Origin of the sequence: Citrobacter sp. RHBSTW-00881 (genome assembly GCF_013728515.1) — a bacterium.
GTDB classification, from domain to species: Bacteria; Pseudomonadota; Gammaproteobacteria; order Enterobacterales; family Enterobacteriaceae; genus Citrobacter; species Citrobacter braakii.
Genome location: NZ_CP056269.1, coordinates 4,201,115 through 4,227,086 on the forward strand (window position 1 = coordinate 4,201,115; position 25,972 = coordinate 4,227,086).

Here is a 25,972-nt window from a genome sequence, read left to right on the forward strand (position 1 = left end):
CAGACCACATAAAAATACCCTAAAAGACCTGGCATCTGGTGAAATGGCCACATTGAATAATGTGGCAACACAATTACTGCTCTATTTGTTGCAAAATGGTAAAGAGATATCCTCGCGTGATGAAATTCTGCTGAATGTTTTTCAGCATAATGGCGCCAGAGCGACGGATGCGAATCTCAATCAGCACATTTCATTTCTGCGCAAAGCAATAACGTCTACGGGTCATCCTGCAGAACTCATCGTCACAATTCCGCGGATGGGATTTCGGATGGGCGACGCTAATATCAATATTCAGCAACTGGAAGAAGCGCAAGCTCCCGCCAGAATTGCCAATGTTGCATCGACGCTCAACAAAAAGAAACAAAGCCGTTGGCCTGTGGCGATAACCGCGTTAATTACCGGAATCGCCGTGCTGGCGACAGCGTGGTTAACATGGATACCCAATGAAATCGCCATGACGGACGCGACTATCCTGCGGACTATCGACTATGAACAATGCCGTGTACATATATTAGGAAACGCCCTCACCGACACCATAACCGAAAAGAAAGCGCTGGATATTTTCAAGTCCGTGGGCATTAACCCCGACTGTTCGTACCCAAAAGATCTGTATCTCAATACCTGGGCGAGCAACCATAATCTGGTTGAGTGGTCGTTTGCCGCTGAATGCGGGCTGAACCTCGGCTATTACCATTGCATCAGCCAGTATCGCCATCATGAGGAATGATATGAAGCAAGAAAGCGATCACTCTCCTTTACTATGGTCAGTCGTGATTGCCATTTTTGGGCTGGCGGCTATCGCTTTTTTTATTATCGCCGGGAATGCGAAAAAACAAGAAATCAGTTTTTCCTGCTCCTCGGAATTCACGTCGATACTCGACATCCAGGATACAAAAAAGGTACTCCATGGAATAATGCTGATTACCAGCTACAACTCCGGACACCTTTCATTGTCAGTACAAGGGAAACTCAAAAGTGATGATGGCGAGTTTGCTGTGAACCGAAAACTGTTCTTTCGCTATGCCCGACCACTCGGCCATACCGCCGGTGTTTTCATGCTCACTCCCAACGGACGTGAAAAATCTCCCGATGATGAAGCAACGGATGCTGTCGATTATCTCTTCTTCGACGCTTACGAACGTGCCGACAAGCTGTATATGCTAAAGCACTTGAATGAAGAAACGGTGCTTATCGGCGATAACTTTTCCCCCCGCTTCGCCTGCGTGATGAATCACTTCGCAGGTTGATCTGCCCCTGGATATGCGTCGGGTTAAGGATGACCTGATGTGTTGCCTGCCCGATAGCACGGACGTGGTCGATAAAGTGTGATGATGAGATTATTATTGTGGCGGGCTAAAACGACGAAAGCCTGAATCATTTCTGATTCAGGCTTTCTGAATAGTGGCGGAATGGACGGGACTCGAACCCGCGACCCCCTGCGTGACAGGCAGGTATTCTAACCAACTGAACTACCACTCCGCGTTGTGTTCCGCTTGGGAACGAAGCGAATATTACGGATTGCCTCACGCCTCGTCAACGCTTTTTCTCACGTTTTTTAATCGTTTGCTGCAAAAATCACCCGAATGGTCATTTCCATACGGAAAACGTACAAACTATGCCCGCCAGAGGCAACTTCCGCCTTTCTTCTGCACCAGGTCAAGGCGCGACTCATGGGCCGCTAACTCTTCATCAGTGGCGAAAACAACGCGTAGTTTGCTGGACTGTCGCACAATACGCTGGATCCCCGTGTCATTCTGCTGCTGGCTGTCACCTTCCATTGAGAACGCCATCGTGGTCTGCCCACCGGTCATCATCAGATAAACGTCGGCCAGAATCTGGGCATCGAGCAATGCGCCGTGCAGGGTTCGCTTACTGTTGTCTATTTCATAGCGTGAGCATAACGCATCAAGGCTGTTGCGCTTGCCAGGAAACATTTTCCTCGCCAGCGCCAGGCTATCGGTAATTTTGCAGAATTCGTTTGTCTTCGGAATATCCCGCCTGAGCTTAGCGAATTCGTAATCCATAAAGCCGATATCAAACGATGCGTTATGAATGACCAGCTCCGCACCGCGGATGTAGTCGAGAAACTCATCGGCCACATCGGCAAACGTAGGTTTATCAAGCAGGAATTCGTCTGCGATTCCGTGTACACCAAACGCTTCCGGGTCCACCAGCCGATCCGGTTTCAGGTAAACGTGGAAGTTATTCCCGGTCAGGCGGCGGTTCACCACTTCAACCGCACCGATCTCAATGATCTTGTGGCCTTCGTAGTGGGCGCCAATCTGGTTCATACCGGTGGTTTCGGTATCGAGGACGATCTGTCGTGTAATTCCAGTGCTCATAACGGTCATTTATGTCAGACTTATCGTTTGATTTCGATTTGCTAAAACAGGAAGTCTACCAGAGATGCTTAAACAGGTAGAGATTTTCACCGATGGTTCTTGCCTGGGAAATCCAGGGCCAGGTGGTTATGGGGCGATTTTACGCTATCGCGGGCGCGAAAAAACCTTTAGCGAAGGCTACAACCTCACCACCAATAATCGCATGGAGCTGATGGCGGCAATCGTTGCGCTGGAAGCCCTGAAAGAACAGTGTGAAGTGATACTCAGCACGGACAGCCAGTATGTGCGCCAGGGCATTACGCAGTGGATCCACAACTGGAAGAAGCGCGGCTGGAAAACAGCAGATAAAAAACCAGTGAAGAACGTCGATCTGTGGAAACGTCTGGATACCGCGCTGGGGCCGCATCAAATCAAATGGGAATGGGTTAAAGGCCATGCGGGCCATCCGGAAAACGAACGCTGTGATGAGCTTGCGCGCGCTGCTGCAATGCGTCCCACTCAGGATGATATTGGGTATCAGGCTGAGGCTTAAACGTCTGGTTTACGGTATTGCCGGGTTGCGCCAACGGCCTGGCGGATAGGCGTTTTGCTTTTATTTTGTTTCATCGGGTTGAGCGTAAGCGGAATGGTTCGCTTACGCGCAACCACCAGTTGCAAACAGCCCAGCGCAGGGATATGGGCGCTTAACATTTTCCCGCCCTTCTTGTTCCAGGGCAGGACATGAAAACGGCTACAGTGCAGTACTTCAAAATTCAGCAATGAGAGCCAGTCCAACTGCCGCATGAGGGTAAACATCCGGCTGTTGTAGGGCGATGTTTTACGCAATACGGGCACCAGTTTACGCAATCCCATCAGACTTACCGGGTTAAAGCCGCTCAGAATCAACCAACCGTCATCAATAAGCACGCGATCGGCTTCATGCAGTAAGCGATGTGGATCGGAACACCACGGCAGCGTATGAGCCAACAAACAAACATCCACGGACTTATCGGCAAAGGGCAGATGTAAAGGATCGGCAGTCACCTGCATGGGAGCGCCTTGCAAAGAAACATTTACCTGATGAGAAACCGCGCACGCTTCAGAATTGATTTCTGCGCTTAAATTACCAATCTTAAGCAGATGAAATCCGTACATTTTTGCGAACCACGGGTTAAGCTGATGCTCCAGCGCCTGACGATAGTGTTCGCCCCAGGGAAAATCATCCCAACTAACGGGCGCTACGACAGTTTGAGGGATCCTTGCCGGTTTCATCACAACCTTCCGTTACGCATTGAGAGGTAATCTATGAATCTTAACAGTATTCCTGCATTTCAGGACAATTACATCTGGGTCCTGTCGAATAATGACAAACATTGTCTGATTGTGGACCCGGGTGAAGCAGCACCTGTTCTGAAAGCTATTGCAGAACATAACTGGGTTCCCGAGGCCATTCTGCTGACACATCATCATCAGGATCACGTGGGCGGCGTGAAAGAACTTCTGCAACATTTCCCACAAATAGCGGTATACGGACCGGCTGAAACGCAAGATAAGGGAACGACGCATATAGTCGAAGATGGCGATATTGCACTCGTTTTGGGGCATGAATTTACTGTAATTGCTACGCCGGGTCACACTTTAGGACATATCTGTTACTTTAGCCATCCTTACCTGTTTTGCGGCGATACGCTCTTCTCCGGTGGCTGCGGTCGGCTTTTTGAAGGCACGGCATCTCAAATGTATCAATCACTTAAAAAACTAAACGCACTTCCTGACGATACATTGATTTGTTGCGCACATGAGTACACATTAGCAAACATGAAGTTTGCCTTAAGCATTCTTCCGCACGATACGTTCATAAATGAATATTATCGTAAAGTTAATGAGTTACGCGTAAAAAAACAAATGACACTCCCCGTAATTCTGAAAAATGAGCGACGAAATAATCTTTTTTTAAGAACGGAAGATATTGATTTAATTAATGAAATAAATAAAAAAACAATATTGCAACAACCTGAAGAGCGTTTTGCCTGGTTAAGGTCAAAGAAAGATACGTTCTGACAATTGCGGGTTGCCTTTTGAAAACTTCGCCGTTATGATCGGTCGTCTTTTAAGCAACTATTGACACACACATGAAGGCAAAAGCGATATTACTCGCCTCTGTCCTGCTTGTTGGGTGCCAGAATACTGGTAACGTCCAACAACACGCACAGAGCCTTTCTGCAGCTGGTCAAGGGGAAGCAGGAAAGTTTACAAGTCAGGCGCGATGGATGGACGACGGAACATCTATCGCTGCTGATCAAGATTTGTGGGCTTTCATTGGTGACGAGCTAAAGATGGGAATTCCGGAAAACAACCGGATTCGCGAACAGAAACAGAAGTATTTACGCAATAAGAGCTATCTCCACGATGTAACTTTACGGGCAGAGCCGTATATGTACTGGATAGCCGGGCAGGTTAAGAAACGTAACATGCCAATGGAACTGGTACTACTACCCATAGTGGAGAGCGCTTTTGATCCTCACGCAACGTCTGGCGCCAATGCCGCAGGTATTTGGCAGATCATTCCGAGCACGGGGCGCAATTATGGTTTAAAACAGACCCGCAATTATGATGCACGTCGCGACGTTGTGGCTTCCACCACCGCCGCACTGGACATGATGCAGCGTCTGAACAAAATGTTTGATGGCGACTGGCTGCTGACCGTTGCTGCTTATAATAGCGGTGAAGGTCGTGTCATGAAGGCAATTAAAACGAACAAAGCCCGTGGTAAACCCACTGACTTCTGGTCGTTGCCATTGCCTCAGGAAACGAAGCTATATGTGCCAAAAATGCTGGCATTGAGCGATATACTCAAAAACAGCAAACGCTATGGCGTGCGTCTGCCAACAACAGACGAAAGCCGCGCGTTGGCACGTGTTCGCCTGAGTAGCCCGGTTGAAATGGCTCAGGTTGCCGATATGGCAGGTATTTCCGTCAGCAAGCTGAAAACCTTCAATGCAGGCGTGAAAGGCTCCACGTTGGGTGCCAGTGGTCCGCAATATGTGATGGTGCCAAAGAAGCATGCAGAGAAGCTGCGTGAGTCTCTGGCCTCAGGCGAAATTGCAGCCGTGCAGTCAACGTTGGTTGCGGATAACACGCCGCTGAACAGCCGTAGCTACAAAGTTCGCTCTGGCGATACGCTTTCTGGCGTCGCTTCACGTCTTGGCGTGAGCACCAATGACCTTAAGCAGTGGAATAATCTGCGCGGGTCATCGCTGAAAGTAGGCCAAAATCTGACGGTGGGCGCTGGTACCAGCGCACAGCGACTGGCGAACAACAGCGATAGCATCACCTATCGTGTGCGTAAAGGCGACTCGCTCTCGAGCATTGCCAAACGCCACGGGGTTAACATCAAGGATGTGATGCGCTGGAACAGCGATACGAACAATCTGCAGCCAGGCGATCAGCTAACGTTGTTTGTGAAAAACAGCGGTATGCCGGACTCCTGATAGCATTGTAGAAATGAAGGCACTGGTTTCCCCCCAGTGCCTTTTTTATTTATCCCGCTTTATGTGCTTCAACCATTATCGTGTCGCTGGTAAACGAGCCATCTTCCTGTAACGCAAAATAGGCTTTCACTTCCGCAGAAGCACTTTGTTGGTATACACGGATCGCGTCGCTCAATGCTGCAGGCGTGCGCATCCGCGCCACCCACGAACTGAACTCCAGCGGCAGACGATCGGTTAACAAGGTATCGGCAATCAGATTGGCGTCATTAATTAACGACAGCCATTCTCCGCTGGAATAGTTGCGCACGTGCGAGGTATCGCGTAACGCCTCCACAGTTTGCAACCAGATGTCACGTACAGGATGGCCTGGCGACATCACATCCATCACAATCAACACGCCGCCGGGCCTGAGAATGCGGTTCACTTCTCGCAACGCACGCCCGACATCATGCCAGTGATGCGCGGAATAGCGGCTAATCACCACGTCAAATACGTTATCTTCAAACGGCAGGCTTTCAGCATAACCCTGCCGTGTGGCGATATTCTCCAGACCTCTGTCCTTTGCCGCTTCAGTGACCACGTCAAGCATCTGCGACGATAAATCATATGCCACTACCTGCTTTACGTATTGCGCGGCCACAAAGCTGGCGTGCCCCGCTCCGCATCCCATATCCAACACGCGGGCCTGCGGAAATGCCAGCAACCTTTCCCCCAGACGTTGCAAGTCACGACCAGAGGCGTGCACCGCACTGGTTAAGTAGGCATTAGCCTGAGAGCCAAACTGTTTTTCGACGTTGTCATGATGAGAGCGTGTTGTCATTGTGTTGTCCTTCGGTTGTTGTGAAATATGAAGGGCAACCATCACAGGCCTGCCCTACGGCAGACCTGACACACCGTTATTGTTCAGGTTTGCCGGGACTGAATTCAACGAGTAGCGGGTTGTGGTCGGAGGCGCGGGTGACCAGCACAGAGGCCTCACTCACGTTCAGACCGCGATAGAACACAAAATCGAGAGGACGACCAAACGCGCGGCGGCGCTGATCGTCGGTAAAGCGCACCTGGCGCAGCGACATTTCACGCGCAAAGCGGTACAGCGCATTCATCCGTCGACGGCTCCAGGCATTAAAATCGCCGGCCATAATCACCGGACCGCTGTGATGAGCAATCTGATCGCCAATGGGAAGTAACTGCTTACTATAGACATCAACGCCAAGGCTAAAGTTAACCGCGTGGATATTCACCACCATTAACAACCGAGTGTCAGGCAACGGGTACACCGTCACCAACGCCGATTTCGCCAGCCGTAAAATAGGCTCACGCTCGCGTAATGGGCAGCAGTAAACTGGATGGGCGGAGGAGAGTGTCATAACGCCAGAGGGGTGCTGTGGCAGCACAAAGGCGGGAACCTGGTCGGCAGCGAGATAGTTAGTGGTCGCAAACTGCACCAGTTCTGGTGTGGTTTGCGCTTCCTGCAATAACACCAGATGCGCGTCTTTGCCAAAATTCTTCAGCACCGACTGCCACTCTGCTCGCTGCTGTTTAAAAATATTCCATACCAGCACGCGAATGCGATCTTCACTGCTCAACGGTACGCCTGCGGGTAATGCCTGGCCAATATGCGCAAACGAGCCCGGAGGTAAAATCCGCTCGGCGGGTTGTCCGGCAACATAACGCATGGCATAGGTGTTTTTTCGCACTTTAGACCTTCAAACCTCTGTAACGTCAACCAGTCCGCAGCCGGACTGGTTCTTCTGTTATAGGGATTTTAGCACTCACTTTCAACGAACAATTGCAGTTTGTTTTGTAAGTAGGCGCTTACATAAATGATTTACCCTAGAGCAACGCGTGTGGACTTATCAAGACGGCCACTCAGCCCCATCAGCAGGAAAGCCACCAGAACAATAAGTGCGCCAATCCACGGTGTCTGCGCCAACCCATAATGCTCGACCGTTTGTCCGCCAATCACGGAACCCAGTGCAATACCAATATTAAACGCTGCAATGTTCAGCCCTGACGCCACATCAACAGCATTGGGCGTAAATTGTTCCGCTTTCTGTACCACGTAGACCTGCAACCCTGGTACGTTACCGAAGGCAAAGATCCCCATCACCAGAATGGTAGCCAGCGCGGCGTACTGCGTGGAAGCCGTCAGTTGGAAGACCATCAGCAGAACAAACAACGCGGCGAAAATGAATTTCAACGCAGGAACCGCACCATGCTTATCCGCCAGCTTACCGCCCCAGATATTGCCGATAGCGACTGATACGCCGTAACCCAGTAAGATCCAGCTTACCGCTGCCGGGGAGAAGCCCGCCAGATCCTGCATCATCGGTGCCAGGAAGGTGAAAGCCGTGAACACACCACCGTAGCCCAATGCCGTAATGGCGTAAATCAGCAACAGACGAGGATGAGTCAGCACTTTCACCTGGTCGCGAATGCTCGCGGCCGCTCGACCAGGAATGTTAGCCGGGATCAGCAGTTGGCTACTAATCAGCGCAATCACGCCTAACATTGATACTGCCAGGAAAGTCTCACGCCAGCCAAAGTGCTGGCCGATAAACGTACCCAGCGGCACGCCCGTGACCAGTGCCACCGTTAAGCCACCGAACATAATAGCGATGGCGGAAGCTGCTTTTTCTTTTGGCACCAGACTTGTCGCGATAGTGGAACCAATCGAGAAGAATACGCCGTGAGCCAGCCCCGTCAGCAGACGGGCGACAATAAGTGTCATATACCCGGGTGCCTGCCATGCCAGTAAATTCCCCGCCGTAAACAGGACCATCAGCGCGACAAGCAACTTTTTACGTGGCAGGCTTCCGGTCAGAGCGGTCAGTACCGGTGCGCCAATCGCCACACCCAGCGCATAGATTGAAACCAGCATCCCGGCTGAAGGTAACGAGATTGTCAGTTGTTGAGCGATGGTCGGCACCAGGCCAACAATCACAAACTCAGTGGTGCCAATAGCGAAGGCACTTATTGTTAGTGCAAATAATGCGAGAGGCATAAATAACTCCGTAACATCAGTAATCAGATGACACGCAGTATGCCGGGATGTTTTAATAACAAAAATATTCAAAATCTCAATATAATTTTGCGTCAGGTGCAAAAATGAAAGCAACCTCTGAAGAACTTGCGATTTTTGTGGCCGTTGTGGAAAGCGGCAGCTTCAGCCGGGCGGCAGAACAACTCGGTCAGGCTAATTCCGCAGTCAGTCGGGCAGTAAAAAAGCTGGAGATGAAATTGGGTGTGAGTCTGCTTAATCGAACTACCCGACAGCTAAGCCTGACTGAAGAAGGAGAACGCTACTTCAGGCGTGTGCAGCAGATACTGCAAGAGATGGCAGCAGCAGAAACGGAAATCATGGAGTCGCGCAATACCCCGCGCGGCCTGCTGCGTATCGACGCGGCAACGCCGGTGATGCTGCATTTCCTGATGCCGCTAATCAAACCGTTCCGTGAGCGATATCCTGAGATGACGTTGTCTCTTGTCTCCTCAGAAACGTTCATCAATCTTATTGAACGAAAAGTGGATGTCGCGATACGAGCAGGTACGCTGACTGACTCAAGCCTGCGTGCGCGTCCGTTGTTTACCAGCTATCGTAAGATTATTGCCTCACCGGACTATATTGCCCGTTTTGGCAAGCCCGAGACCGTCGAACAGTTAAAGCAGCATCTGTGTCTGGGGTTTTCCGAACCCGTTTCACTCAATACCTGGCCGATTGCCCGTAGCGACGGACAGCTCCATGAGGTCGAATGTGGGATTTCTTCCAACAGCGGGGAAACGTTAAAACAGCTTTGCCTGAGCGGCAATGGTATCGCATGTCTTTCAGATTATATGATTGATAAAGAGATCGCGCGGGGAGAACTGGTGGAGCTGCTGGCCGATAAACGTCTGCCGGTAGAAATGCCTTTCAGCGCCGTTTACTACAGCGATCGTGCGGTCAGTACACGCATTCGGGCATTTATAGACTTTTTAAGTGAGTATATAAGAACAGCTCCCGAAGGAGCTGTGAAAGAGGGTTAAAGGTACAGAGGGTCGGGCAATTAATCCCAATCAGGGGCCAGGCCTTCCGGGCTGACCAGACGATCGTTGCAGTCCAGTGCCGCGATCGCTTTTTTATCTTCAGTATCCAGATGCAGGTCCAGCGCCAGCAGGTTGCTTGCCAGGTTTTCACGCTTGGTAGATGAAGGGATCACGGAGTAACCTTCATCCATTGCCCATGCCAGAATAACCTGCGCCGGGGTCGCGTTATGTTTAGCGGCAATGCGTGCAATCACTTCATCTTTTAGCGCCTTACCGTAAGCCAGCGTCATGTAAGAGGTGATGTGGATACCGTGCGCTTTAGCCCAGTCAACCACCTTACGACTCTGCAGATACGGAGACAGCTCAATCTGGTTGGTCGCGATATTGTCTGCACCTACTGTAGCAATGGCTTTTTCCATCAGTGGAATAGTGAAATTTGAGACACCAATTTCGCGAGTCAGCCCCTGCTCTTTCGCTTCAAGCAGCGCCTGCATAAACTCTTCAACGGATACCGCATCGCCCGGAGATGGCCAGTGGATCAGCGTCAGATCGACATAATCCGTACGCAGTTTCTTCAGACTTTCTTTCAGACTTGGGATCAGTTTGTCTTTGCTGAGATTTTCAATCCAGATCTTGGTGGTGATGTACAACTCGTTACGCGGTACGCCACTTTCGGCAATTGCCTGACCAACAGCCGCTTCATTTTCATAGATTTGCGCAGTGTCGACAGCACGGTAGCCCAGCTCAAGCGCCGTTTTGACAGAAGCGATAACCACGTCGTCTTTCAGGCGAAACGTACCTAAACCAAATGCAGGGATAGTCATAGAATTCCTCTTTTTAATCACTATGTTCGTTAACTGAGAGGATTATGACCATCAGTTCTTTGCCGAAAAAGAGTGAAAAATGCAGAGGATTTTTGCGGATTCAGCAATAATTAAATCGCTGGAAAAGAAAAAGCCCTGAGCGTTAGCTCAGGGCTCTTAATAAGTGGCGGAACGGACGGGACTCGAACCCGCGACCCCCTGCGTGACAGGCAGGTATTCTAACCAACTGAACTACCGCTCCACCGAATTTCTTTGTCACTACCCGGATTATTCATCCCGGTTTACTGCAATTTGATGCCTGGCAGTTCCCTACTCTCGCATGGGGAGACCCCACACTACCATCGGCGCTACGGCGTTTCACTTCTGAGTTCGGCATGGGGTCAGGTGGGACCACCGCGCTACAGCCGCCAGGCAAATTCTGTTTATCAACACGCTTTTCGCATGTCGATGTAATCTGTAATCAAGCTGAATATCGTGTCTCTTTCGCCAAAACATCTTCGGCGTTGTAAGGTTAAGCCTCACGGTTCATTAGTATCGGTTAGCTCAACGTATCGCTACGCTTACACACCCGACCTATCAACGTCGTCGTCTTCAACGTTCCTTCAGGACCCTTAAAGGGTCAGGGAGAACTCATCTCGGGGCAAGTTTCGTGCTTAGATGCTTTCAGCACTTATCTCTTCCGCATTTAGCTACCGGGCAATGCCATTGGCATGACAACCCGAACACCAGTGATGCGTCCACTCCGGTCCTCTCGTACTAGGAGCAGCCCCCCTCAATTCTCCAGCGCCCACGGCAGATAGGGACCGAACTGTCTCACGACGTTCTAAACCCAGCTCGCGTACCACTTTAAATGGCGAACAGCCATACCCTTGGGACCTACTTCAGCCCCAGGATGTGATGAGCCGACATCGAGGTGCCAAACACCGCCGTCGATATGAACTCTTGGGCGGTATCAGCCTGTTATCCCCGGAGTACCTTTTATCCGTTGAGCGATGGCCCTTCCATTCAGAACCACCGGATCACTAAGACCTGCTTTCGCACCTGCTCGAGCCGTCACTCTCGCAGTCAAGCTAGCTTATGCCTTTGCACTAACCTCCTGATGTCCGACCAGGATTAGCTAACCTTCGTGCTCCTCCGTTACTCTTTAGGAGGAGACCGCCCCAGTCAAACTACCCACCAGACACTGTCCGCAACCCGGATTACGGGTCTACGTTAGAACACCAGCCATTAAAGGGTGGTATTTCAAGGTTGGCTCCATGCAGACTGGCGTCCACACTTCAAAGCCTCCCACCTATCCTACACATCAAGGACCAGTGTTCAGTGTCAAGCTATAGTAAAGGTTCACGGGGTCTTTCCGTCTTGCCGCGGGTACACTGCATCTTCACAGCGAGTTCAATTTCACTGAGTCTCGGGTGGAGACAGCCTGGCCATCATTACGCCATTCGTGCAGGTCGGAACTTACCCGACAAGGAATTTCGCTACCTTAGGACCGTTATAGTTACGGCCGCCGTTTACCGGGGCTTCGATCAAGAGCTTCTCCTTACGGATAACCCCATCAATTAACCTTCCGGCACCGGGCAGGCGTCACACCGTATACGTCCACTTTCGTGTTTGCACAGTGCTGTGTTTTTAATAAACAGTTGCAGCCAGCTGGTATCTTCGACTGATTTCAGCTCCATGAGTAAATCACTTCACCTACATATCAGCGTGCCTTCTCCCGAAGTTACGGCACCATTTTGCCTAGTTCCTTCACCCGAGTTCTCTCAAGCGCCTTGGTATTCTCTACCTGACCACCTGTGTCGGTTTGGGGTACGATTTCGTGTTACCTGATGCTTAGAGGCTTTTCCTGGAAGCAGGGCATTTGTTACTTCAGCACCGTAGTGCCTCGTCATCACACCTCAGCGTTAACAAGACTCCGGATTTACCTGGAATCTCCGCCTACATGCTTAAACCGGGACAACCGTCGCCCGGCTAACATAGCCTTCTCCGTCCCCCCCTCGCAGTAACACCAAGTACAGGAATATTAACCTGTTTCCCATCGACTACGCCTTTCGGCCTCGCCTTAGGGGTCGACTCACCCTGCCCCGATTAACGTTGGACAGGAACCCTTGGTCTTCCGGCGTGCGGGTTTTTCACCCGCATTATCGTTACTTATGTCAGCATTCGCACTTCTGATACCTCCAGCAACCCTCACAGGCCACCTTCAACGGCTTACAGAACGCTCCCCTACCCAACAACACATAGTGTCGCTGCCGCAGCTTCGGTGCATGGTTTAGCCCCGTTACATCTTCCGCGCAGGCCGACTCGACCAGTGAGCTATTACGCTTTCTTTAAATGATGGCTGCTTCTAAGCCAACATCCTGGCTGTCTGTGCCTTCCCACATCGTTTCCCACTTAACCATGACTTTGGGACCTTAGCTGGCGGTCTGGGTTGTTTCCCTCTTCACGACGGACGTTAGCACCCGCCGTGTGTCTCCCGTGATAACATTCTTCGGTATTCGCAGTTTGCATCGGGTTGGTAAGTCGGGATGACCCCCTAGCCGAAACAGTGCTCTACCCCCGAAGATGAGTTCACGAGGCGCTACCTAAATAGCTTTCGGGGAGAACCAGCTATCTCCCGGTTTGATTGGCCTTTCACCCCCAGCCACAAGTCATCCGCTAATTTTTCAACATTAGTCGGTTCGGTCCTCCAGTTAGTGTTACCCAACCTTCAACCTGCCCATGGCTAGATCACCGGGTTTCGGGTCTATACCCTGCAACTTAACGCCCAGTTAAGACTCGGTTTCCCTTCGGCTCCCCTATTCGGTTAACCTTGCTACAGAATATAAGTCGCTGACCCATTATACAAAAGGTACGCAGTCACCCCATAAAGAGGCTCCCACTGCTTGTACGTACACGGTTTCAGGTTCTTTTTCACTCCCCTCGCCGGGGTTCTTTTCGCCTTTCCCTCACGGTACTGGTTCACTATCGGTCAGTCAGGAGTATTTAGCCTTGGAGGATGGTCCCCCCATATTCAGACAGGATACCACGTGTCCCGCCCTACTCTTCGAGTTCACAACACATGCACTTTTGTGTACGGGGCTATCACCCTGTATCGCCGGACTTTCCAGACCGTTCCACTACCACACATGCTGATTCAGACTCTGGGCTGCTCCCCGTTCGCTCGCCGCTACTGGGGGAATCTCGGTTGATTTCTTTTCCTCGGGGTACTTAGATGTTTCAGTTCCCCCGGTTCGCTTCATTACGCTATGTATTCACGTAATGATAGTGTGACGAATCACACTGGGTTTCCCCATTCGGAAATCGCCGGTTATAACGGTTCATATCACCTTACCGACGCTTATCGCAGATTAGCACGTCCTTCATCGCCTCTGACTGCCAGGGCATCCACCGTGTACGCTTAGTCGCTTAACCTCACAACCCGAAGATGTTTCGTAAAACACTTCAGTGTTGCGAAAATTTGAGAGACTCGGACACACCGCTTTTCATTTCTTGTTTACGGAGAAATGAAACAGTGTGTCGTTTCAATTTTCAGCTTGATCCAGATTTTTAAAGAGCAAATATCTCAAACGAGACTCGAAAGTCTGTTTTGAGATACTTCGGTCGGCGACTTTCACTCACACATACCAGCAAGTGGCGTCCCCTAGGGGATTCGAACCCCTGTTACCGCCGTGAAAGGGCGGTGTCCTGGGCCTCTAGACGAAGGGGACACTGAAGTCTCAATCGCAAGACGCCTTGCTATTTACTTTTCATCAGACAATCTGTGTGAGCACTACAAAGGTCGGTTCTTTAAGGTAAGGAGGTGATCCAACCGCAGGTTCCCCTACGGTTACCTTGTTACGACTTCACCCCAGTCATGAATCACAAAGTGGTAAGCGCCCTCCCGAAGGTTAAGCTACCTACTTCTTTTGCAACCCACTCCCATGGTGTGACGGGCGGTGTGTACAAGGCCCGGGAACGTATTCACCGTGGCATTCTGATCCACGATTACTAGCGATTCCGACTTCATGGAGTCGAGTTGCAGACTCCAATCCGGACTACGACATACTTTATGAGGTCCGCTTGCTCTCGCGAGGTCGCTTCTCTTTGTATATGCCATTGTAGCACGTGTGTAGCCCTACTCGTAAGGGCCATGATGACTTGACGTCATCCCCACCTTCCTCCAGTTTATCACTGGCAGTCTCCTTTGAGTTCCCGACCGAATCGCTGGCAACAAAGGATAAGGGTTGCGCTCGTTGCGGGACTTAACCCAACATTTCACAACACGAGCTGACGACAGCCATGCAGCACCTGTCTCAGAGTTCCCGAAGGCACCAAAGCATCTCTGCTAAGTTCTCTGGATGTCAAGAGTAGGTAAGGTTCTTCGCGTTGCATCGAATTAAACCACATGCTCCACCGCTTGTGCGGGCCCCCGTCAATTCATTTGAGTTTTAACCTTGCGGCCGTACTCCCCAGGCGGTCGACTTAACGCGTTAGCTCCGGAAGCCACGCCTCAAGGGCACAACCTCCAAGTCGACATCGTTTACGGCGTGGACTACCAGGGTATCTAATCCTGTTTGCTCCCCACGCTTTCGCACCTGAGCGTCAGTCTTTGTCCAGGGGGCCGCCTTCGCCACCGGTATTCCTCCAGATCTCTACGCATTTCACCGCTACACCTGGAATTCTACCCCCCTCTACAAGACTCTAGCCTGCCAGTTTCGGATGCAGTTCCCAGGTTGAGCCCGGGGATTTCACATCCGACTTGACAGACCGCCTGCGTGCGCTTTACGCCCAGTAATTCCGATTAACGCTTGCACCCTCCGTATTACCGCGGCTGCTGGCACGGAGTTAGCCGGTGCTTCTTCTGCGAGTAACGTCAATTGCTGCGGTTATTAACCACAACACCTTCCTCCTCGCTGAAAGTACTTTACAACCCGAAGGCCTTCTTCATACACGCGGCATGGCTGCATCAGGCTTGCGCCCATTGTGCAATATTCCCCACTGCTGCCTCCCGTAGGAGTCTGGACCGTGTCTCAGTTCCAGTGTGGCTGGTCATCCTCTCAGACCAGCTAGGGATCGTCGCCTAGGTGAGCCGTTACCCCACCTACTAGCTAATCCCATCTGGGCACATCCGATGGCAAGAGGCCCGAAGGTCCCCCTCTTTGGTCTTGCGACGTTATGCGGTATTAGCTACCGTTTCCAGTAGTTATCCCCCTCCATCGGGCAGTTTCCCAGACATTACTCACCCGTCCGCCACTCGTCACCCAAGGAGCAAGCTCCTCTGTGCTACCGTTCGACTTGCATGTGTTAGGCCTGCCGCCAGCGTTCAATCTGAGCCATGATCAAACTCTTCAATTTAAGTTTGATGCTCGTGAATTAAACTTCGTAATGAATTACGTGTTCACTCAGAGACTTGGTATTCATTTTTCGTCTTGCGACGTTAAGAATCCGTATCTTCGAGTGCCCACACAGATTGTCTGATAAATTGTTAAAGAGCAGTTGCGACGCGCTTTAGCGCTCTGTCGCGAGGTGGCGTATATTACGCTTTCCTCTTTCAGAGTCAACCCTCATTTTCAGGTTTTTCTCTTCAACCGAACCGACTGTTTGTGTGAAGTGATTCACATCCGCCGTGTCGATGGAGGCGCATTATAGGGAGTCGACTCAGGAAGACAAGCGGAAAAATGCATTTTTGTTTCAACCGCTCACCTTTTATCCATTGCGCTTACTTTTGCTGCTTTTTTATCGCCATTGGCAGGTCTGCCAGACTGTTTATGACCAAATCTGCCGCATTTTCTGCTTCCGGCGTAACAGGTTTACCCGTGCGCACCAGAACCTTCGTTCCAACATTCGCCGCTGCTGCTGCCTGCATATCTTCTATCTTGTCGCCTACCATATAGGAAGCGGCCATATCGATATGCAGGAAGTCTCGGGCGGAGATCAACATTCCAGGATGCGGTTTACGACAGTCGCAGACCTGACGATACTCTTCTACTGTGCCCTGCGGATGATGCGGGCAATAGTAGATACCATCCAAATCAACGTCGCGATCGGCCAGCGACCAGTCCATCCATTCGGTCAACGTTTCAAACTGTGCCTCAGTAAATTTGCCACGAGCGATACCAGACTGGTTTGTCACGATAATGAGCGCGTAACCCATATTTTTAAGTTCACGCATGGCATCAATAACGCCGTCGATAAACTCGAACTCGTCAATCTCATGTACGTAACCGTGGTCCACATTAATGGTGCCGTCGCGGTCGAGAAAAATTGCGGGTACAGATTTTGCCACCTTTTATAGCTCCTGAATAAGGCATGTGGCTCTAGTATCGCATGTTTCGGCAGGCAAGAAAGTGCTCATCGTGCAAAGCTAGATTGATTTAGACGTCTGGATGCCTTAACATCCATCTTGTTGACGGCTTCGACCGTCCCAGACAGACGAAAATGCCACGGCTAACTTAATTACGATAATAAATAACCAATGATTAAACTTTCGAATATCACCAAAGTGTTCCAGCAGGGGACTCGCACCATTCAGGCGCTAAATAAAGTCAGCCTGCACGTTCCTGCCGGGCAGATTTATGGCGTCATTGGCGCCTCCGGTGCCGGTAAAAGTACGCTCATTCGCTGCGTTAACTTACTTGAACGCCCAACCGAGGGCAGTGTTCAGGTTGGCGGTCAGGAGCTGACGACGCTTTCTGAATCCGAGCTGACTAAAGCTCGCCGTCAAATCGGCATGATTTTCCAGCACTTTAACCTGCTTTCTTCCCGTACCGTGTTTGGCAACGTCGCGCTGCCGCTGGAACTGGATAACACGCCAAAGGAAGAGATCAAACGCCGTGTAACAGAACTGCTGGATTTAGTCGGCCTTGGCGACAAGCACGACAGCTACCCGGCCAACCTTTCCGGCGGACAAAAACAGCGAGTGGCGATTGCGCGTGCGCTGGCCAGCAATCCAAAAGTGTTGCTGTGTGATGAAGCCACCAGCGCACTTGATCCGGCAACAACCCGCTCGATTCTGGAATTATTGAAAGACATTAACCGTCGTTTGGGACTCACCATTCTGCTGATTACCCATGAGATGGACGTTGTAAAACGCATTTGTGACTGCGTGGCGGTCATCAGTAATGGTGAGCTGATTGAGCAGGACACCGTCAGCGAAGTGTTCTCCCACCCGAAAACGCCGCTGGCACAGAAATTTATCCAGTCCACGCTACACCTGGATATCCCGGAAGATTATCTGGAACGTTTAAAAGCAAAGCCAGAAGCCGACAGCGTGCCAATGCTGCGCATGGAATTCACCGGTCATTCGGTTGATGCGCCATTACTTTCTGAGACGGCCCGTCGCTTTAACGTGAATAACAACATTATTAGCGCGCAGATGGATTACGCCGGCGGCGTGAAGTTCGGCATCATGCTGACTGAAATGCACGGCACACAGGAAGATACGCAAGCAGCCATTAACTGGTTGCAGGAACACCATGTAAAAGTAGAGGTACTGGGTTATGTCTGAGCCGATGATGTGGCTACTGGTTCGCGGCGTATGGGAAACGCTGGCAATGACCTTTGTGTCCGGTTTTTTTGGTTTTGTGATTGGCCTGCCGGTTGGCGTGTTGCTGTACGTAACGCGGCCGGGGCAAATCATTGAGAACGCGAAGCTCTACCGCACGCTCTCTGCACTGGTGAATATTTTCCGTTCCATCCCATTCATTATCTTGCTGGTGTGGATGATTCCGTTCACCCGCATGATCGTTGGCACCTCTATTGGGCTGCAGGCCGCTATCGTCCCGCTGACCGTTGGCGCCGCGCCGTTTATCGCCCGTATGGTGGAAAACGCGCTGCTCGAAATCCCGACCGGGCTGATTGAAGCCTCCCGTGCAATGGGCGCCACGCCGCTGCAAATTGTACGTAAGGTATTACTACCAGAAGCACTGCCTGGACTGGTCAATGCGGCCACCATCACCCTTATCACGCTGGTGGGTTATTCCGCGATGGGCGGTGCCGTCGGTGCCGGTGGTCTTGGCCAGATTGGTTATCAGTACGGTTATATTGGCTACAACGCTACCGTCATGAATACAGTGCTGGTATTGCTCGTCATTCTGGTTTATTTAATTCAGTTATCCGGCGATCGCATCGTCCGGGCTGTCACGCACAAATAACGTTGCACACAACACTAAAAACTCATTAAGAAAAGGAAATAAGCATGGCGTTCAAATTCAAAACCTTTGCGGCAGTTGGAGCCCTGATCGGTTCTCTGGCACTTGTGGGTTGCGGTCAGGATGAAAAAGATCCTAACCACATCAAAGTGGGCGTTATTGTTGGCGCAGAGCAGCAGGTCGCAGAAGTCGCGCAGAAAGTGGCTAAAGAAAAATACGGTCTGGACGTTGAGCTGGTCACGTTTAACGATTACGTCCTGCCTAACGAAGCACTGAGCAAAGGCGATATTGATGCTAACGCCTTCCAGCACAAACCGTATCTGGATCAACAGATCAAAGATCGCGGCTACAAACTGGTTGCCGCAGGTAATACTTTTGTTTACCCGATTGCGGGCTACTCTAAAAAAATCAAGTCACTGGATGAGTTGCAGGAAGGCTCTCAGGTCGCGATTCCAAACGATCCGACTAACCTTGGCCGCTCCCTGCTGCTGCTGCAAAAAGTGGGCTTAATCAAACTGAAAGACGGTGTTGGTCTGCTGCCGACCGCGCTGGACGTGATTGAAAACCCGAAAAACCTGAAGCTGGTTGAACTGGAAGCGCCGCAGCTGCCGCGTTCCCTGGACGATGCGCAAATCGCACTGGCGGTCATCAACACGACCTACGCCAGCCAGATCGGCCTGACCCCGGCTAAAGACGGTATCTTTGTTGAAGATAAAGATTCTCCGTACGTAAACCTGATCGTGACTCGTGAAGACAATAAAGATGCTGAGAATGTGAAGAAATTCGTTCAGGCATACCAGTCTGACGAAGTGTACGAAGCAGCAAACAAAGTCTTCAACGGCGGTGCTGTTAAGGGCTGGTAATTTTAGGCTGTTTCCAGAATCTGTAATATCATCAGGACGGGCGCTTGCCCGTCTTGTCATTTATGCAAGCACCTGATTCAATATCTGACGTTTAGATCATTCATTGAGGAAATATTATGCGTGCTTTACCGATCTGTTTAGTAGCACTCATGCTGAGCGGCTGTTCTATGTTAAGCAGATCCCCTGTTGAACCCGTTCAAAGCACCGCTACCCCGCCTAAAGCGGAGCCGGAAAAACCCAAAGCACCGCGCGCGGCGCCAGTAAGAATCATTACTAACGCTGAAGATTTAGTTGGCAAACCGTTCCGCGATCTCGGCGAAGTCAGCGGCGAATCCTGCCAGGCATCCAACCAGGATTCTCCGCCGAGCATTCCAACCGCACGCAAACGCATGCAGATTAACGCATCTAAAATGAAAGCAAATGCGGTATTGCTGCACAGTTGCGAAGTAACCAGCGGAACGCCGGGTTGCTATCGCCAGGCGGTTTGCATCGGTTCTGCACTGAACATTTCGGCGAAATGAGCCATTTTCAGTTCGAGCAAATAGGCGTTATCCGCTCACCTTATAAAGAAAAGTTCGCCGTTCCACGCCAGCCAGGTCTGGTGAAAAGTGCCAGCGGTGAACTGCATTTGCTCGCACCTTATAACCAGGCCGATGCCGTTCGCGGCCTGGAAGCCTTCAGCCATTTGTGGGTGATTTTTGTTTTTCACCAGACAATGGAAGGTGGATGGCGTCCAACCGTGCGCCCTCCCCGTCTTGGCGGCAATGCCAGAATGGGCGTTTTTGCCACGCGTTCAACGTTTCGTCCGAACCCTGTTGGCATGTCGTTGGTTGAGCTGCGGGGCATCCGTTGCCATAAAGAGCACGTAATCCTTGAGCTCGGCGGGCTGGATCTTGTTGATGGCACGCCGGTAGTGGATATAAAACCGTATCTGCCGTTTGCCGAATCGCTGCCAGATGCTCGCGCCAGCTATGCTCAGGACGCGCCGCAGGCCAGTGTAGACGTGACGTTCAGTGAAGAGCTGGCTGAGCAACTACCAAAGCTCGAACAGCGTTACCCGCATCTTCGTCAGTTTATTGCCGAAGTGCTGGCGCAGGATCCGCGTCCTGCCTACCGTAAAAACGAGGAAGAAGGCAAAACCTATGCCGTCTGGTTGCTGGACTTTAACGTCCGCTGGCGCGTGACGCCGTCAGGATTTGAGGTCTTTGCTCTGGAAGCCCGCTAATTTGCATCGCGTACTCTTTTGACATCCCCTTCTCGCTGGTAAACTAAACCACTTTTGTTTTGTGCCAGGCTCATTTTGAGCCTGTTCGATCGTTCAACTGGAACCGTAACAACATGCGTACTAGCCAATATCTGCTCTCCACTCTGAAGGAGACACCTGCCGACGCCGAGGTCATCAGCCACCAGCTGATGCTGCGCGCCGGGATGATCCGCAAGCTGGCCTCCGGGTTATATACCTGGCTGCCGACCGGCGTGCGCGTCCTGAAAAAAGTCGAAAACATCGTGCGTGAAGAGATGAACAACGCCGGTGCGATCGAGGTGTTGATGCCGGTCGTTCAGCCTTCTGAACTGTGGGAAGAGAGCGGCCGTTGGGAACAATACGGCCCGGAACTGCTGCGTATTGCTGACCGTGGCGATCGTTCGTTCGTACTCGGCCCAACGCATGAAGAAGTGATCACCGACCTGATCCGTAATGAGCTGAGCTCCTACAAACAGCTGCCGCTGAACTTCTATCAGATCCAGACCAAATTCCGTGACGAAGTGCGTCCGCGCTTCGGCGTGATGCGTTCCCGCGAATTCCTGATGAAAGATGCCTACTCTTTCCACACCTCTCAGGAATCTCTGCAGGAAACCTACGACGCGATGTACGCTGCGTACAGCAAAATCTTCAGCCGTATGGGGCTGGATTTCCGTGCGGTACAAGCGGATACCGGTTCTATCGGCGGCAGCGCCTCTCACGAATTCCAGGTGCTGGCGCAGAGCGGTGAAGACGATGTGATCTTCTCTGACTCTTCCGACTATGCGGCAAACATCGAGTTTGCCGAAGCTGTTGCACCGAAAGAACCGCGCGCCGCTGCAACACAGGAAATGACGCTGGTTGATACGCCGAACGCTAAGACCATCGCCGAGCTGGTTGAACAATTCAACCTGCCTATCGAGAAAACCGTGAAAACCCTGCTGGTGAAAGCGGTTGAAGGCAGCAGCTACCCGCTGGTTGCGCTGCTGGTTCGTGGCGATCACGAGCTGAACGAAGTCAAGGCGGAAAAACTGCCGCAGGTTGCCAGCCCGCTGACCTTCGCCACCGAAGAAGAGATTCGTGCGCTGGTTAAAGCAGGTCCTGGATCTCTGGGTCCGGTGAACATGCCGATTCCGGTAGTTATCGACCGTACCGTTGCGGTAATGAGCGATTTTGCTGCCGGTGCCAACATCGATGGTAAACACTATTTCGGTATCAACTGGGATCGTGACGTGGCCACCCCGGAAGTGGCTGACATTCGTAACGTGGTCGCCGGCGATCCAAGCCCGGATGGCAAAGGTACGCTGATGATCAAACGCGGTATCGAAGTGGGCCACATCTTCCAGTTGGGTACCAAGTACTCTGAAGCGATGAAAGCCGCCGTTCAGGGAGAAGATGGTCGTAACCAGACGCTGACCATGGGCTGCTACGGTATCGGGGTCACTCGCGTTGTGGCTGCTGCGATTGAACAGAACTACGACGATCGCGGCATTGTATGGCCAGACGCCATTGCCCCGTTCCAGGTTGCTATTCTGCCGATGAACATGCACAAATCCTACCGTGTGCAGGAGCTGGCTGAGAAGCTGTACGCGGAGCTGCGCGCGCAGGGTATTGAAGTGCTGATGGACGATCGTAAAGAGCGTCCAGGCGTGATGTTTGCTGATATGGAGCTCATCGGTATTCCGCATACCATCGTGCTGGGCGACCGTAACCTCGACAACGACGATATCGAATACAAATACCGTCGTAACGGCGAGAAAGAGCTGATTAAAACCGGCGACATCGTCGACTACCTGGTCAAAGCTATTAAAGGCTAATACCAGCACAAGGCCCTGAGGATCAGGGCCTTTTTTACATGGATTGTATAAAATGGCTAAACCAACGGCGTATTACTGCCTGCTCCTCCCCTTCGGTCTTCTGCTTTCAGCCTGCACGATTGACGTCAGTCAGCAAAATTCATCAGCAACGGCTGTTGATGCCCAGGCAAAGAAATGGGAGGTAAAACTCCAGCATCAAAGTTCATTTACCGATCAAGCGCTGCATGAAATTACGGATACCGACCTCAGGCCGGGCGACCTGCTGTTCTCCTCCAGTCTTGGGGTGACCTCATTTGGTATTCGCGCGTTCAGCACCTCTTCTGTCAGCCATGTCGCCGTTTACCTTGGCGATAATGAAGTTGCCGAAGCGACCGGGGCGGGAGTACAAATCATTTCGCTTAAAAAGGCTGAAAATCACAGCGATAAGCTTTTTGCTCTGCGGGTCCCCAACCTCACACCGCAGCAGGCCGAAGAAATCAAAACATTCGCTTATAAAATCAAAGATAGCGGCTATAACTACCGCGGCATCGTCGAATTTATTCCGTTTATGGTGACCCGGCAAATATGTTCATTGAATCCTTTCTCAGAGGATTTTCGCCAGCAATGCGTCAGCGGGTTGGCAAAAGCACAGTTGAACAATACCAGTGAAGGAGAAAAGAAGGCGTGGTTTTGCTCCGAATTTGTAACCGATGCGTTTGCCACAGCCGGGCACCCGCTAACAATGGCGCAGCCGGGTTGGATTAGCCCTTCCGACCTGATGCATATGCGCGAAGGTGACATTTCCGCTTTTAAGTCTGAAACGCAGCTACAGTATATCGGCCACCTGAAGTTAGGGATTTATATCAAAACCAGCCGTTTTGTTGGATTGATCCGATAAGGAAAAACTGTCCGGGCGATCGCCGGACAGTTTTTATAAGCTGCAGATTAATCATCGCAACTCTGGCCAGGGATAAACTTAATTTCTTTATCCGCTCTTAAGGTTTTCACTGGTGTGCCCGTATCAGGATTTTCTTCCATCGTGAAGTGCCCTTCCACAGTAAGCAGTACTGCCTTATCCGTTGCACCACGCGCAGTCAGATAATATCGCTCCAGTTGTGCATTGTTCGCGACAGAGACTCTTTTACCCGTCGCACAATCAGTGAAGGTTGCCGCGTCAGCCATATAGAAGTACATCCCCCGCATCGGCATTGGCGTCACCGGTAAGCTGGCAGAAACTGGCTCAAGCGTGTAGTTGAACTGTGACTCAATCGGGTTACCTTCACGATCCAGCATCTCCAGCGCTTCACCTTTTGCCCGGTAGTACGACTTTTCACCTTTGCTGTCAGTCAGCACCAGCTTATCGGCAGTGCGCGCCCATGTACCATAAGAAGCAAAGGAGGACGGTTCATCCCGCACGCCCTGATAGCGTTCGTTCATCACCCATGTGCCGTCTTTTTCCAGGAACAGAGAGGTTTCAATTCCTTCGCAGTCCGCGCAAGGCAAAATGCCACGCCAGCTTTGCTGCATCGGTTTTAATTCTGCCGCCCGCGTCGGCTGTAGTACATCGACTTCAGTACGGTTGTTACAGCCGATCAAGGAAAAAAGCGTGCATGCAGCGACCACGGACAATATTGCTGTTTTCACTATGAATTCCTTATAATTTTTTATTCCCGCTCGTCAGTCTTGCGTTCGACGAACTCTCCCACGCAGTGCTTTCACTGTGGATTTTTGCGCCTTCGATGACAACCTGCGCTCTTTCGAGGCGCGCGTAGGACGTGTTGCCTGTCGGCTTTTTTGCACCGCGGTTAATTCTTTTATCACCGCCACCAGTCGGGAGATTGCCGCTTCCCGATTTAGCTCCTGGCTACGGTATTCCTGCGCCTTTATGATAATAACGCCATCGCTGCTAATCAGATGATGGCTGGCGGCCAGCAGACGTTCCTTGTAATACTCTGGCAGGCCTGAGGCCCGAATGTCAAAGCGCAAATGGATAGCCGTGGAGGTCTTGTTAACGTGCTGACCGCCCGCGCCCTGTGCCCGAATCGCCGTGATTTCCAGCTCACTGTCAGGGATAGAGACGTTTCGGGAGATAACAATCATGAACGCGGCTGCCACGCGGTCAGATGAATTTCCAGATTGTTCTGAGAATCAGACAACCAGATAGCGCCATCCTGGATAGTTGCCTGCAGCGCCATTGTACGACCAGCAAAATCACTCAGTTGCGCCAGCTGTTCATCATCCAGATACCACACGGTGAGATTTTTAAACTGTGCGCACTTGTTCTGGTTTTGCTGCCACCAGATCTGGGCCGCACGGCTGTTGTAAGTAAACAGGGCAACCTCACCAGACTGGGTACAGGCTTTTTTAATACGACGCTCATCCGGCAGACCCAGTTCAATCCAGAGATCGATGCCCAGATGGTCGTTACGCAGCCATGCTTCAGGCTCGTCTTCAGCACTCAGGCCACGCGTGAACTGCAGTCGTTCATCGGCATATTTAATCCAGGCCAGCAGGCGCAGCATCATGCGCTCCTGGGTTTCAGAGGGATGACGCGCCAGCGTCAAGGCCGCGTCAAGGAACTGGTTGCGGTCGAGATCCGCTACGTTGACGACGGCTTTATAAATTGTCGCTTTAAGCGCCATGAGAGAACTCCTTTCGAATCAGGCGCTCATTGTAGCGAAAACTGCGGCAAAAGGCTGCTAACAGCTCCTCAATCAAGGCGCTGATATTGCTTGAATGAGTATGGTATAGTCACCTTGCTAAACAGAGTTTATCTTCGTAGGCTTAGACTTGCATCCACGGTTAAGTCAGAGTGCTGACAGGAGGGCATGTGGAAAAATATTGTGAGTTAATACGCAAGCGGTACGCGGAAATCGCCAGCGGAGACTTAGGGTATATCCCGGATGCGCTGGGTTGCGTATTGAAGGTGCTTAATGAAGTGGCGGCAGACAGCGCCCTTCCAGAGTCGGTCAGGGAAAAAGCGGCCTATGCTGCCGCCAACTTACTGGTGAGCGATTATGTCAATGAATGAAACGTATCAACCCATCAATTGTGATGATTACGACAATCTTGAACTCGCCTGCCAGAACCATTTGTTACTGACGCTGGCGCTAAAAGATGGCGAAGTTTTGCAGGCGAAAGCGAATGACCTGGTTTCACGCAAAAACGTGGAGTATCTGGTCGCAGATGTCGCAGGTGAAATCCGGGAGCTTCGTCTCGATAAAATTGCCAGCTTCAGCCACCCGCAAATCGGTACCGTGGTCGTCAGCGAATCTTAACTTT

General features: G+C 51.4%; 25 protein-coding genes, 3 tRNA genes and 3 rRNA genes. 15 read left to right on the forward strand and 16 right to left on the reverse strand.

What is annotated here, in order from left to right; all coding sequences use genetic code 11:
• Window positions 1-43: 43 nt before the first annotated feature.
• Both HV311_RS20350 and HV311_RS20355 read left to right on the forward strand, forming a co-directional pair.
• Window positions 44-727 (forward strand): winged helix-turn-helix domain-containing protein, encoded by a 684-nt coding sequence (locus HV311_RS20350; RefSeq protein WP_223307926.1) that lies wholly within the window; start codon window positions 44-46, stop codon window positions 725-727.
• Between the two features lies 1 nt (window position 728).
• A complete protein-coding gene (locus tag HV311_RS20355; protein WP_016155747.1) occupies window positions 729-1,247 on the forward strand; it encodes a hypothetical protein in 519 nt (172 codons plus the stop codon).
• Between the two features lie 155 nt (window positions 1,248-1,402).
• On the opposite strand, the gene HV311_RS20360 is transcribed toward HV311_RS20355, so the two are convergent.
• Both HV311_RS20360 and dnaQ read right to left on the reverse strand, forming a co-directional pair.
• Window positions 1,403-1,479 (reverse strand) — tRNA-Asp (locus HV311_RS20360).
• A gap of 134 nt (window positions 1,480-1,613) precedes the next feature.
• The gene (gene dnaQ / locus HV311_RS20365; RefSeq protein WP_029139417.1) at window positions 1,614-2,342 is read right to left on the reverse strand and encodes a DNA polymerase III subunit epsilon; all 729 of its coding nucleotides are present in this window, start codon (window positions 2,340-2,342) and stop codon (window positions 1,614-1,616) included.
• Between the two features lie 64 nt (window positions 2,343-2,406).
• Between dnaQ and rnhA the strand changes: the two genes are divergently transcribed.
• On the forward strand, window positions 2,407-2,874 hold the full coding sequence (rnhA, locus tag HV311_RS20370; protein ID WP_016151805.1) for a ribonuclease HI: 468 nt from the start codon (window positions 2,407-2,409) through the stop codon (window positions 2,872-2,874).
• On the opposite strand, the gene HV311_RS20375 is transcribed toward rnhA, so the two are convergent.
• Window positions 2,871-3,593 carry a class I SAM-dependent methyltransferase gene (locus HV311_RS20375; RefSeq protein ID WP_047417097.1) on the reverse strand — a complete coding sequence of 241 codons (723 nt, stop codon included), beginning with the start codon at window positions 3,591-3,593 and terminating at the stop codon, window positions 2,871-2,873. The genes rnhA and HV311_RS20375 overlap by 4 nt on opposite strands.
• 33 nt (window positions 3,594-3,626) lie before the next feature.
• On the opposite strand from HV311_RS20375, the gene gloB reads away from it, so the two are divergent.
• Both gloB and mltD read left to right on the forward strand, forming a co-directional pair.
• A complete protein-coding gene (gloB, locus tag HV311_RS20380) occupies window positions 3,627-4,382 on the forward strand; it encodes a hydroxyacylglutathione hydrolase (RefSeq protein WP_191220412.1) in 756 nt (251 codons plus the stop codon).
• 71 nt (window positions 4,383-4,453) lie between these two features.
• Entirely contained in the window at window positions 4,454-5,812 is a 1,359-nt protein-coding gene (gene mltD, locus HV311_RS20385) for a murein transglycosylase D (RefSeq protein WP_029139416.1), read from the forward strand.
• 49 nt (window positions 5,813-5,861) lie between these two features.
• Here mltD and HV311_RS20390 read toward each other — a convergent pair whose 3' ends face one another.
• From HV311_RS20390 to HV311_RS20400, 3 genes are all read right to left on the reverse strand, one after another.
• Window positions 5,862-6,632, reverse strand: coding sequence for a class I SAM-dependent methyltransferase (locus HV311_RS20390; protein WP_016151801.1), 771 nt, complete (start codon window positions 6,630-6,632; stop codon window positions 5,862-5,864).
• Window positions 6,633-6,708: 76 nt separating this feature from the next.
• On the reverse strand, window positions 6,709-7,509 hold the full coding sequence (locus tag HV311_RS20395) for an endonuclease/exonuclease/phosphatase family protein (protein ID WP_029139415.1): 801 nt from the start codon (window positions 7,507-7,509) through the stop codon (window positions 6,709-6,711).
• Between the two features lie 131 nt (window positions 7,510-7,640).
• Window positions 7,641-8,816: an MFS transporter gene (locus tag HV311_RS20400; protein ID WP_191220413.1), complete on the reverse strand. Its 1,176-nt coding sequence runs from the start codon at window positions 8,814-8,816 to the stop codon at window positions 7,641-7,643.
• A 104-nt stretch (window positions 8,817-8,920) separates the two neighbouring features.
• Between HV311_RS20400 and yafC the strand changes: the two genes are divergently transcribed.
• A complete protein-coding gene (gene yafC / locus HV311_RS20405) occupies window positions 8,921-9,835 on the forward strand; it encodes a DNA-binding transcriptional regulator YafC (RefSeq protein ID WP_016155740.1) in 915 nt (304 codons plus the stop codon).
• Window positions 9,836-9,855: 20 nt separating this feature from the next.
• Here the strand turns inward: yafC and dkgB are convergent, their stop codons facing one another.
• The 7 genes from dkgB to gmhB form a co-directional block, all read right to left on the reverse strand.
• On the reverse strand, window positions 9,856-10,659 hold the full coding sequence (dkgB, locus tag HV311_RS20410; RefSeq protein WP_049282727.1) for a 2,5-didehydrogluconate reductase DkgB: 804 nt from the start codon (window positions 10,657-10,659) through the stop codon (window positions 9,856-9,858).
• Between the two features lie 164 nt (window positions 10,660-10,823).
• Window positions 10,824-10,900: transfer RNA gene (locus tag HV311_RS20415), tRNA-Asp, on the reverse strand.
• Window positions 10,901-10,955: 55 nt separating this feature from the next.
• Window positions 10,956-11,071 (reverse strand): 5S ribosomal RNA (rrf, locus tag HV311_RS20420).
• A gap of 95 nt (window positions 11,072-11,166) precedes the next feature.
• Window positions 11,167-14,073: ribosomal RNA gene (locus HV311_RS20425) — 23S ribosomal RNA — on the reverse strand.
• Between the two features lie 220 nt (window positions 14,074-14,293).
• Window positions 14,294-14,369 (reverse strand) — tRNA-Glu (locus HV311_RS20430).
• Between the two features lie 85 nt (window positions 14,370-14,454).
• Window positions 14,455-15,996 (reverse strand): 16S ribosomal RNA (locus tag HV311_RS20435).
• Together the 16S, 23S and 5S rRNA genes with 2 tRNA genes alongside form the textbook arrangement of a ribosomal RNA operon.
• Window positions 15,997-16,360: 364 nt before the next feature.
• Window positions 16,361-16,927, reverse strand: a complete 567-nt coding sequence (gene gmhB / locus HV311_RS20440) for a D-glycero-beta-D-manno-heptose 1,7-bisphosphate 7-phosphatase (RefSeq protein WP_016151783.1) — start codon at window positions 16,925-16,927, stop codon at window positions 16,361-16,363.
• Between the two features lie 189 nt (window positions 16,928-17,116).
• Between gmhB and metN the strand changes: the two genes are divergently transcribed.
• The 7 genes from metN (at window position 17,117) to HV311_RS20475 (ending at window position 23,588) form a co-directional block, all read left to right on the forward strand.
• Window positions 17,117-18,148 (forward strand): methionine ABC transporter ATP-binding protein MetN, encoded by a 1,032-nt coding sequence (gene metN / locus HV311_RS20445; RefSeq protein ID WP_016151782.1) that lies wholly within the window; start codon window positions 17,117-17,119, stop codon window positions 18,146-18,148.
• Complete coding sequence (locus tag HV311_RS20450; protein WP_016151781.1) at window positions 18,141-18,794, forward strand: methionine ABC transporter permease MetI; 654 nt, start codon at window positions 18,141-18,143, stop codon at window positions 18,792-18,794. Before metN ends, HV311_RS20450 begins: the two co-directional genes overlap by 8 nt.
• Window positions 18,795-18,838: 44 nt before the next feature.
• On the forward strand, window positions 18,839-19,654 hold the full coding sequence (gene metQ / locus HV311_RS20455; RefSeq protein ID WP_006686809.1) for a methionine ABC transporter substrate-binding lipoprotein MetQ: 816 nt from the start codon (window positions 18,839-18,841) through the stop codon (window positions 19,652-19,654).
• A 116-nt stretch (window positions 19,655-19,770) separates the two neighbouring features.
• The gene (gene rcsF, locus HV311_RS20460; protein WP_016151780.1) at window positions 19,771-20,175 is read left to right on the forward strand and encodes an Rcs stress response system protein RcsF; all 405 of its coding nucleotides are present in this window, start codon (window positions 19,771-19,773) and stop codon (window positions 20,173-20,175) included.
• On the forward strand, window positions 20,172-20,879 hold the full coding sequence (gene tsaA, locus HV311_RS20465; RefSeq protein ID WP_047417110.1) for a tRNA (N6-threonylcarbamoyladenosine(37)-N6)-methyltransferase TrmO: 708 nt from the start codon (window positions 20,172-20,174) through the stop codon (window positions 20,877-20,879). The genes rcsF and tsaA overlap by 4 nt, the downstream gene beginning before the upstream one ends.
• Before the next feature lie 113 nt (window positions 20,880-20,992).
• Window positions 20,993-22,711: a proline--tRNA ligase gene (gene proS / locus HV311_RS20470; protein WP_016151778.1), complete on the forward strand. Its 1,719-nt coding sequence runs from the start codon at window positions 20,993-20,995 to the stop codon at window positions 22,709-22,711.
• Between the two features lie 52 nt (window positions 22,712-22,763).
• Complete coding sequence (locus tag HV311_RS20475; protein ID WP_016151777.1) at window positions 22,764-23,588, forward strand: YaeF family permuted papain-like enzyme; 825 nt, start codon at window positions 22,764-22,766, stop codon at window positions 23,586-23,588.
• A 47-nt stretch (window positions 23,589-23,635) separates the two neighbouring features.
• On the opposite strand, the gene nlpE is transcribed toward HV311_RS20475, so the two are convergent.
• From nlpE to HV311_RS20490, 3 genes are read right to left on the reverse strand one after another with little or no spacing between them, the layout of a single operon-like run.
• Entirely contained in the window at window positions 23,636-24,337 is a 702-nt protein-coding gene (gene nlpE / locus HV311_RS20480; RefSeq protein WP_191221213.1) for an envelope stress response activation lipoprotein NlpE, read from the reverse strand.
• Between the two features lie 30 nt (window positions 24,338-24,367).
• The gene (gene arfB / locus HV311_RS20485; protein ID WP_016151775.1) at window positions 24,368-24,790 is read right to left on the reverse strand and encodes an alternative ribosome rescue aminoacyl-tRNA hydrolase ArfB; all 423 of its coding nucleotides are present in this window, start codon (window positions 24,788-24,790) and stop codon (window positions 24,368-24,370) included.
• Complete coding sequence (locus HV311_RS20490) at window positions 24,787-25,332, reverse strand: YaeQ family protein (RefSeq protein WP_046275338.1); 546 nt, start codon at window positions 25,330-25,332, stop codon at window positions 24,787-24,789. Before HV311_RS20490 ends, arfB begins: the two co-directional genes overlap by 4 nt.
• A gap of 188 nt (window positions 25,333-25,520) precedes the next feature.
• Between HV311_RS20490 and HV311_RS20495 the strand changes: the two genes are divergently transcribed.
• The gene (locus tag HV311_RS20495; RefSeq protein WP_003018499.1) at window positions 25,521-25,721 is read left to right on the forward strand and encodes a YaeP family protein; all 201 of its coding nucleotides are present in this window, start codon (window positions 25,521-25,523) and stop codon (window positions 25,719-25,721) included.
• Window positions 25,708-25,968, forward strand: coding sequence for a Rho-binding antiterminator (gene rof / locus HV311_RS20500; protein ID WP_016151773.1), 261 nt, complete (start codon window positions 25,708-25,710; stop codon window positions 25,966-25,968). Before HV311_RS20495 ends, rof begins: the two co-directional genes overlap by 14 nt.
• Window positions 25,969-25,972 lie beyond the last annotated feature (4 nt).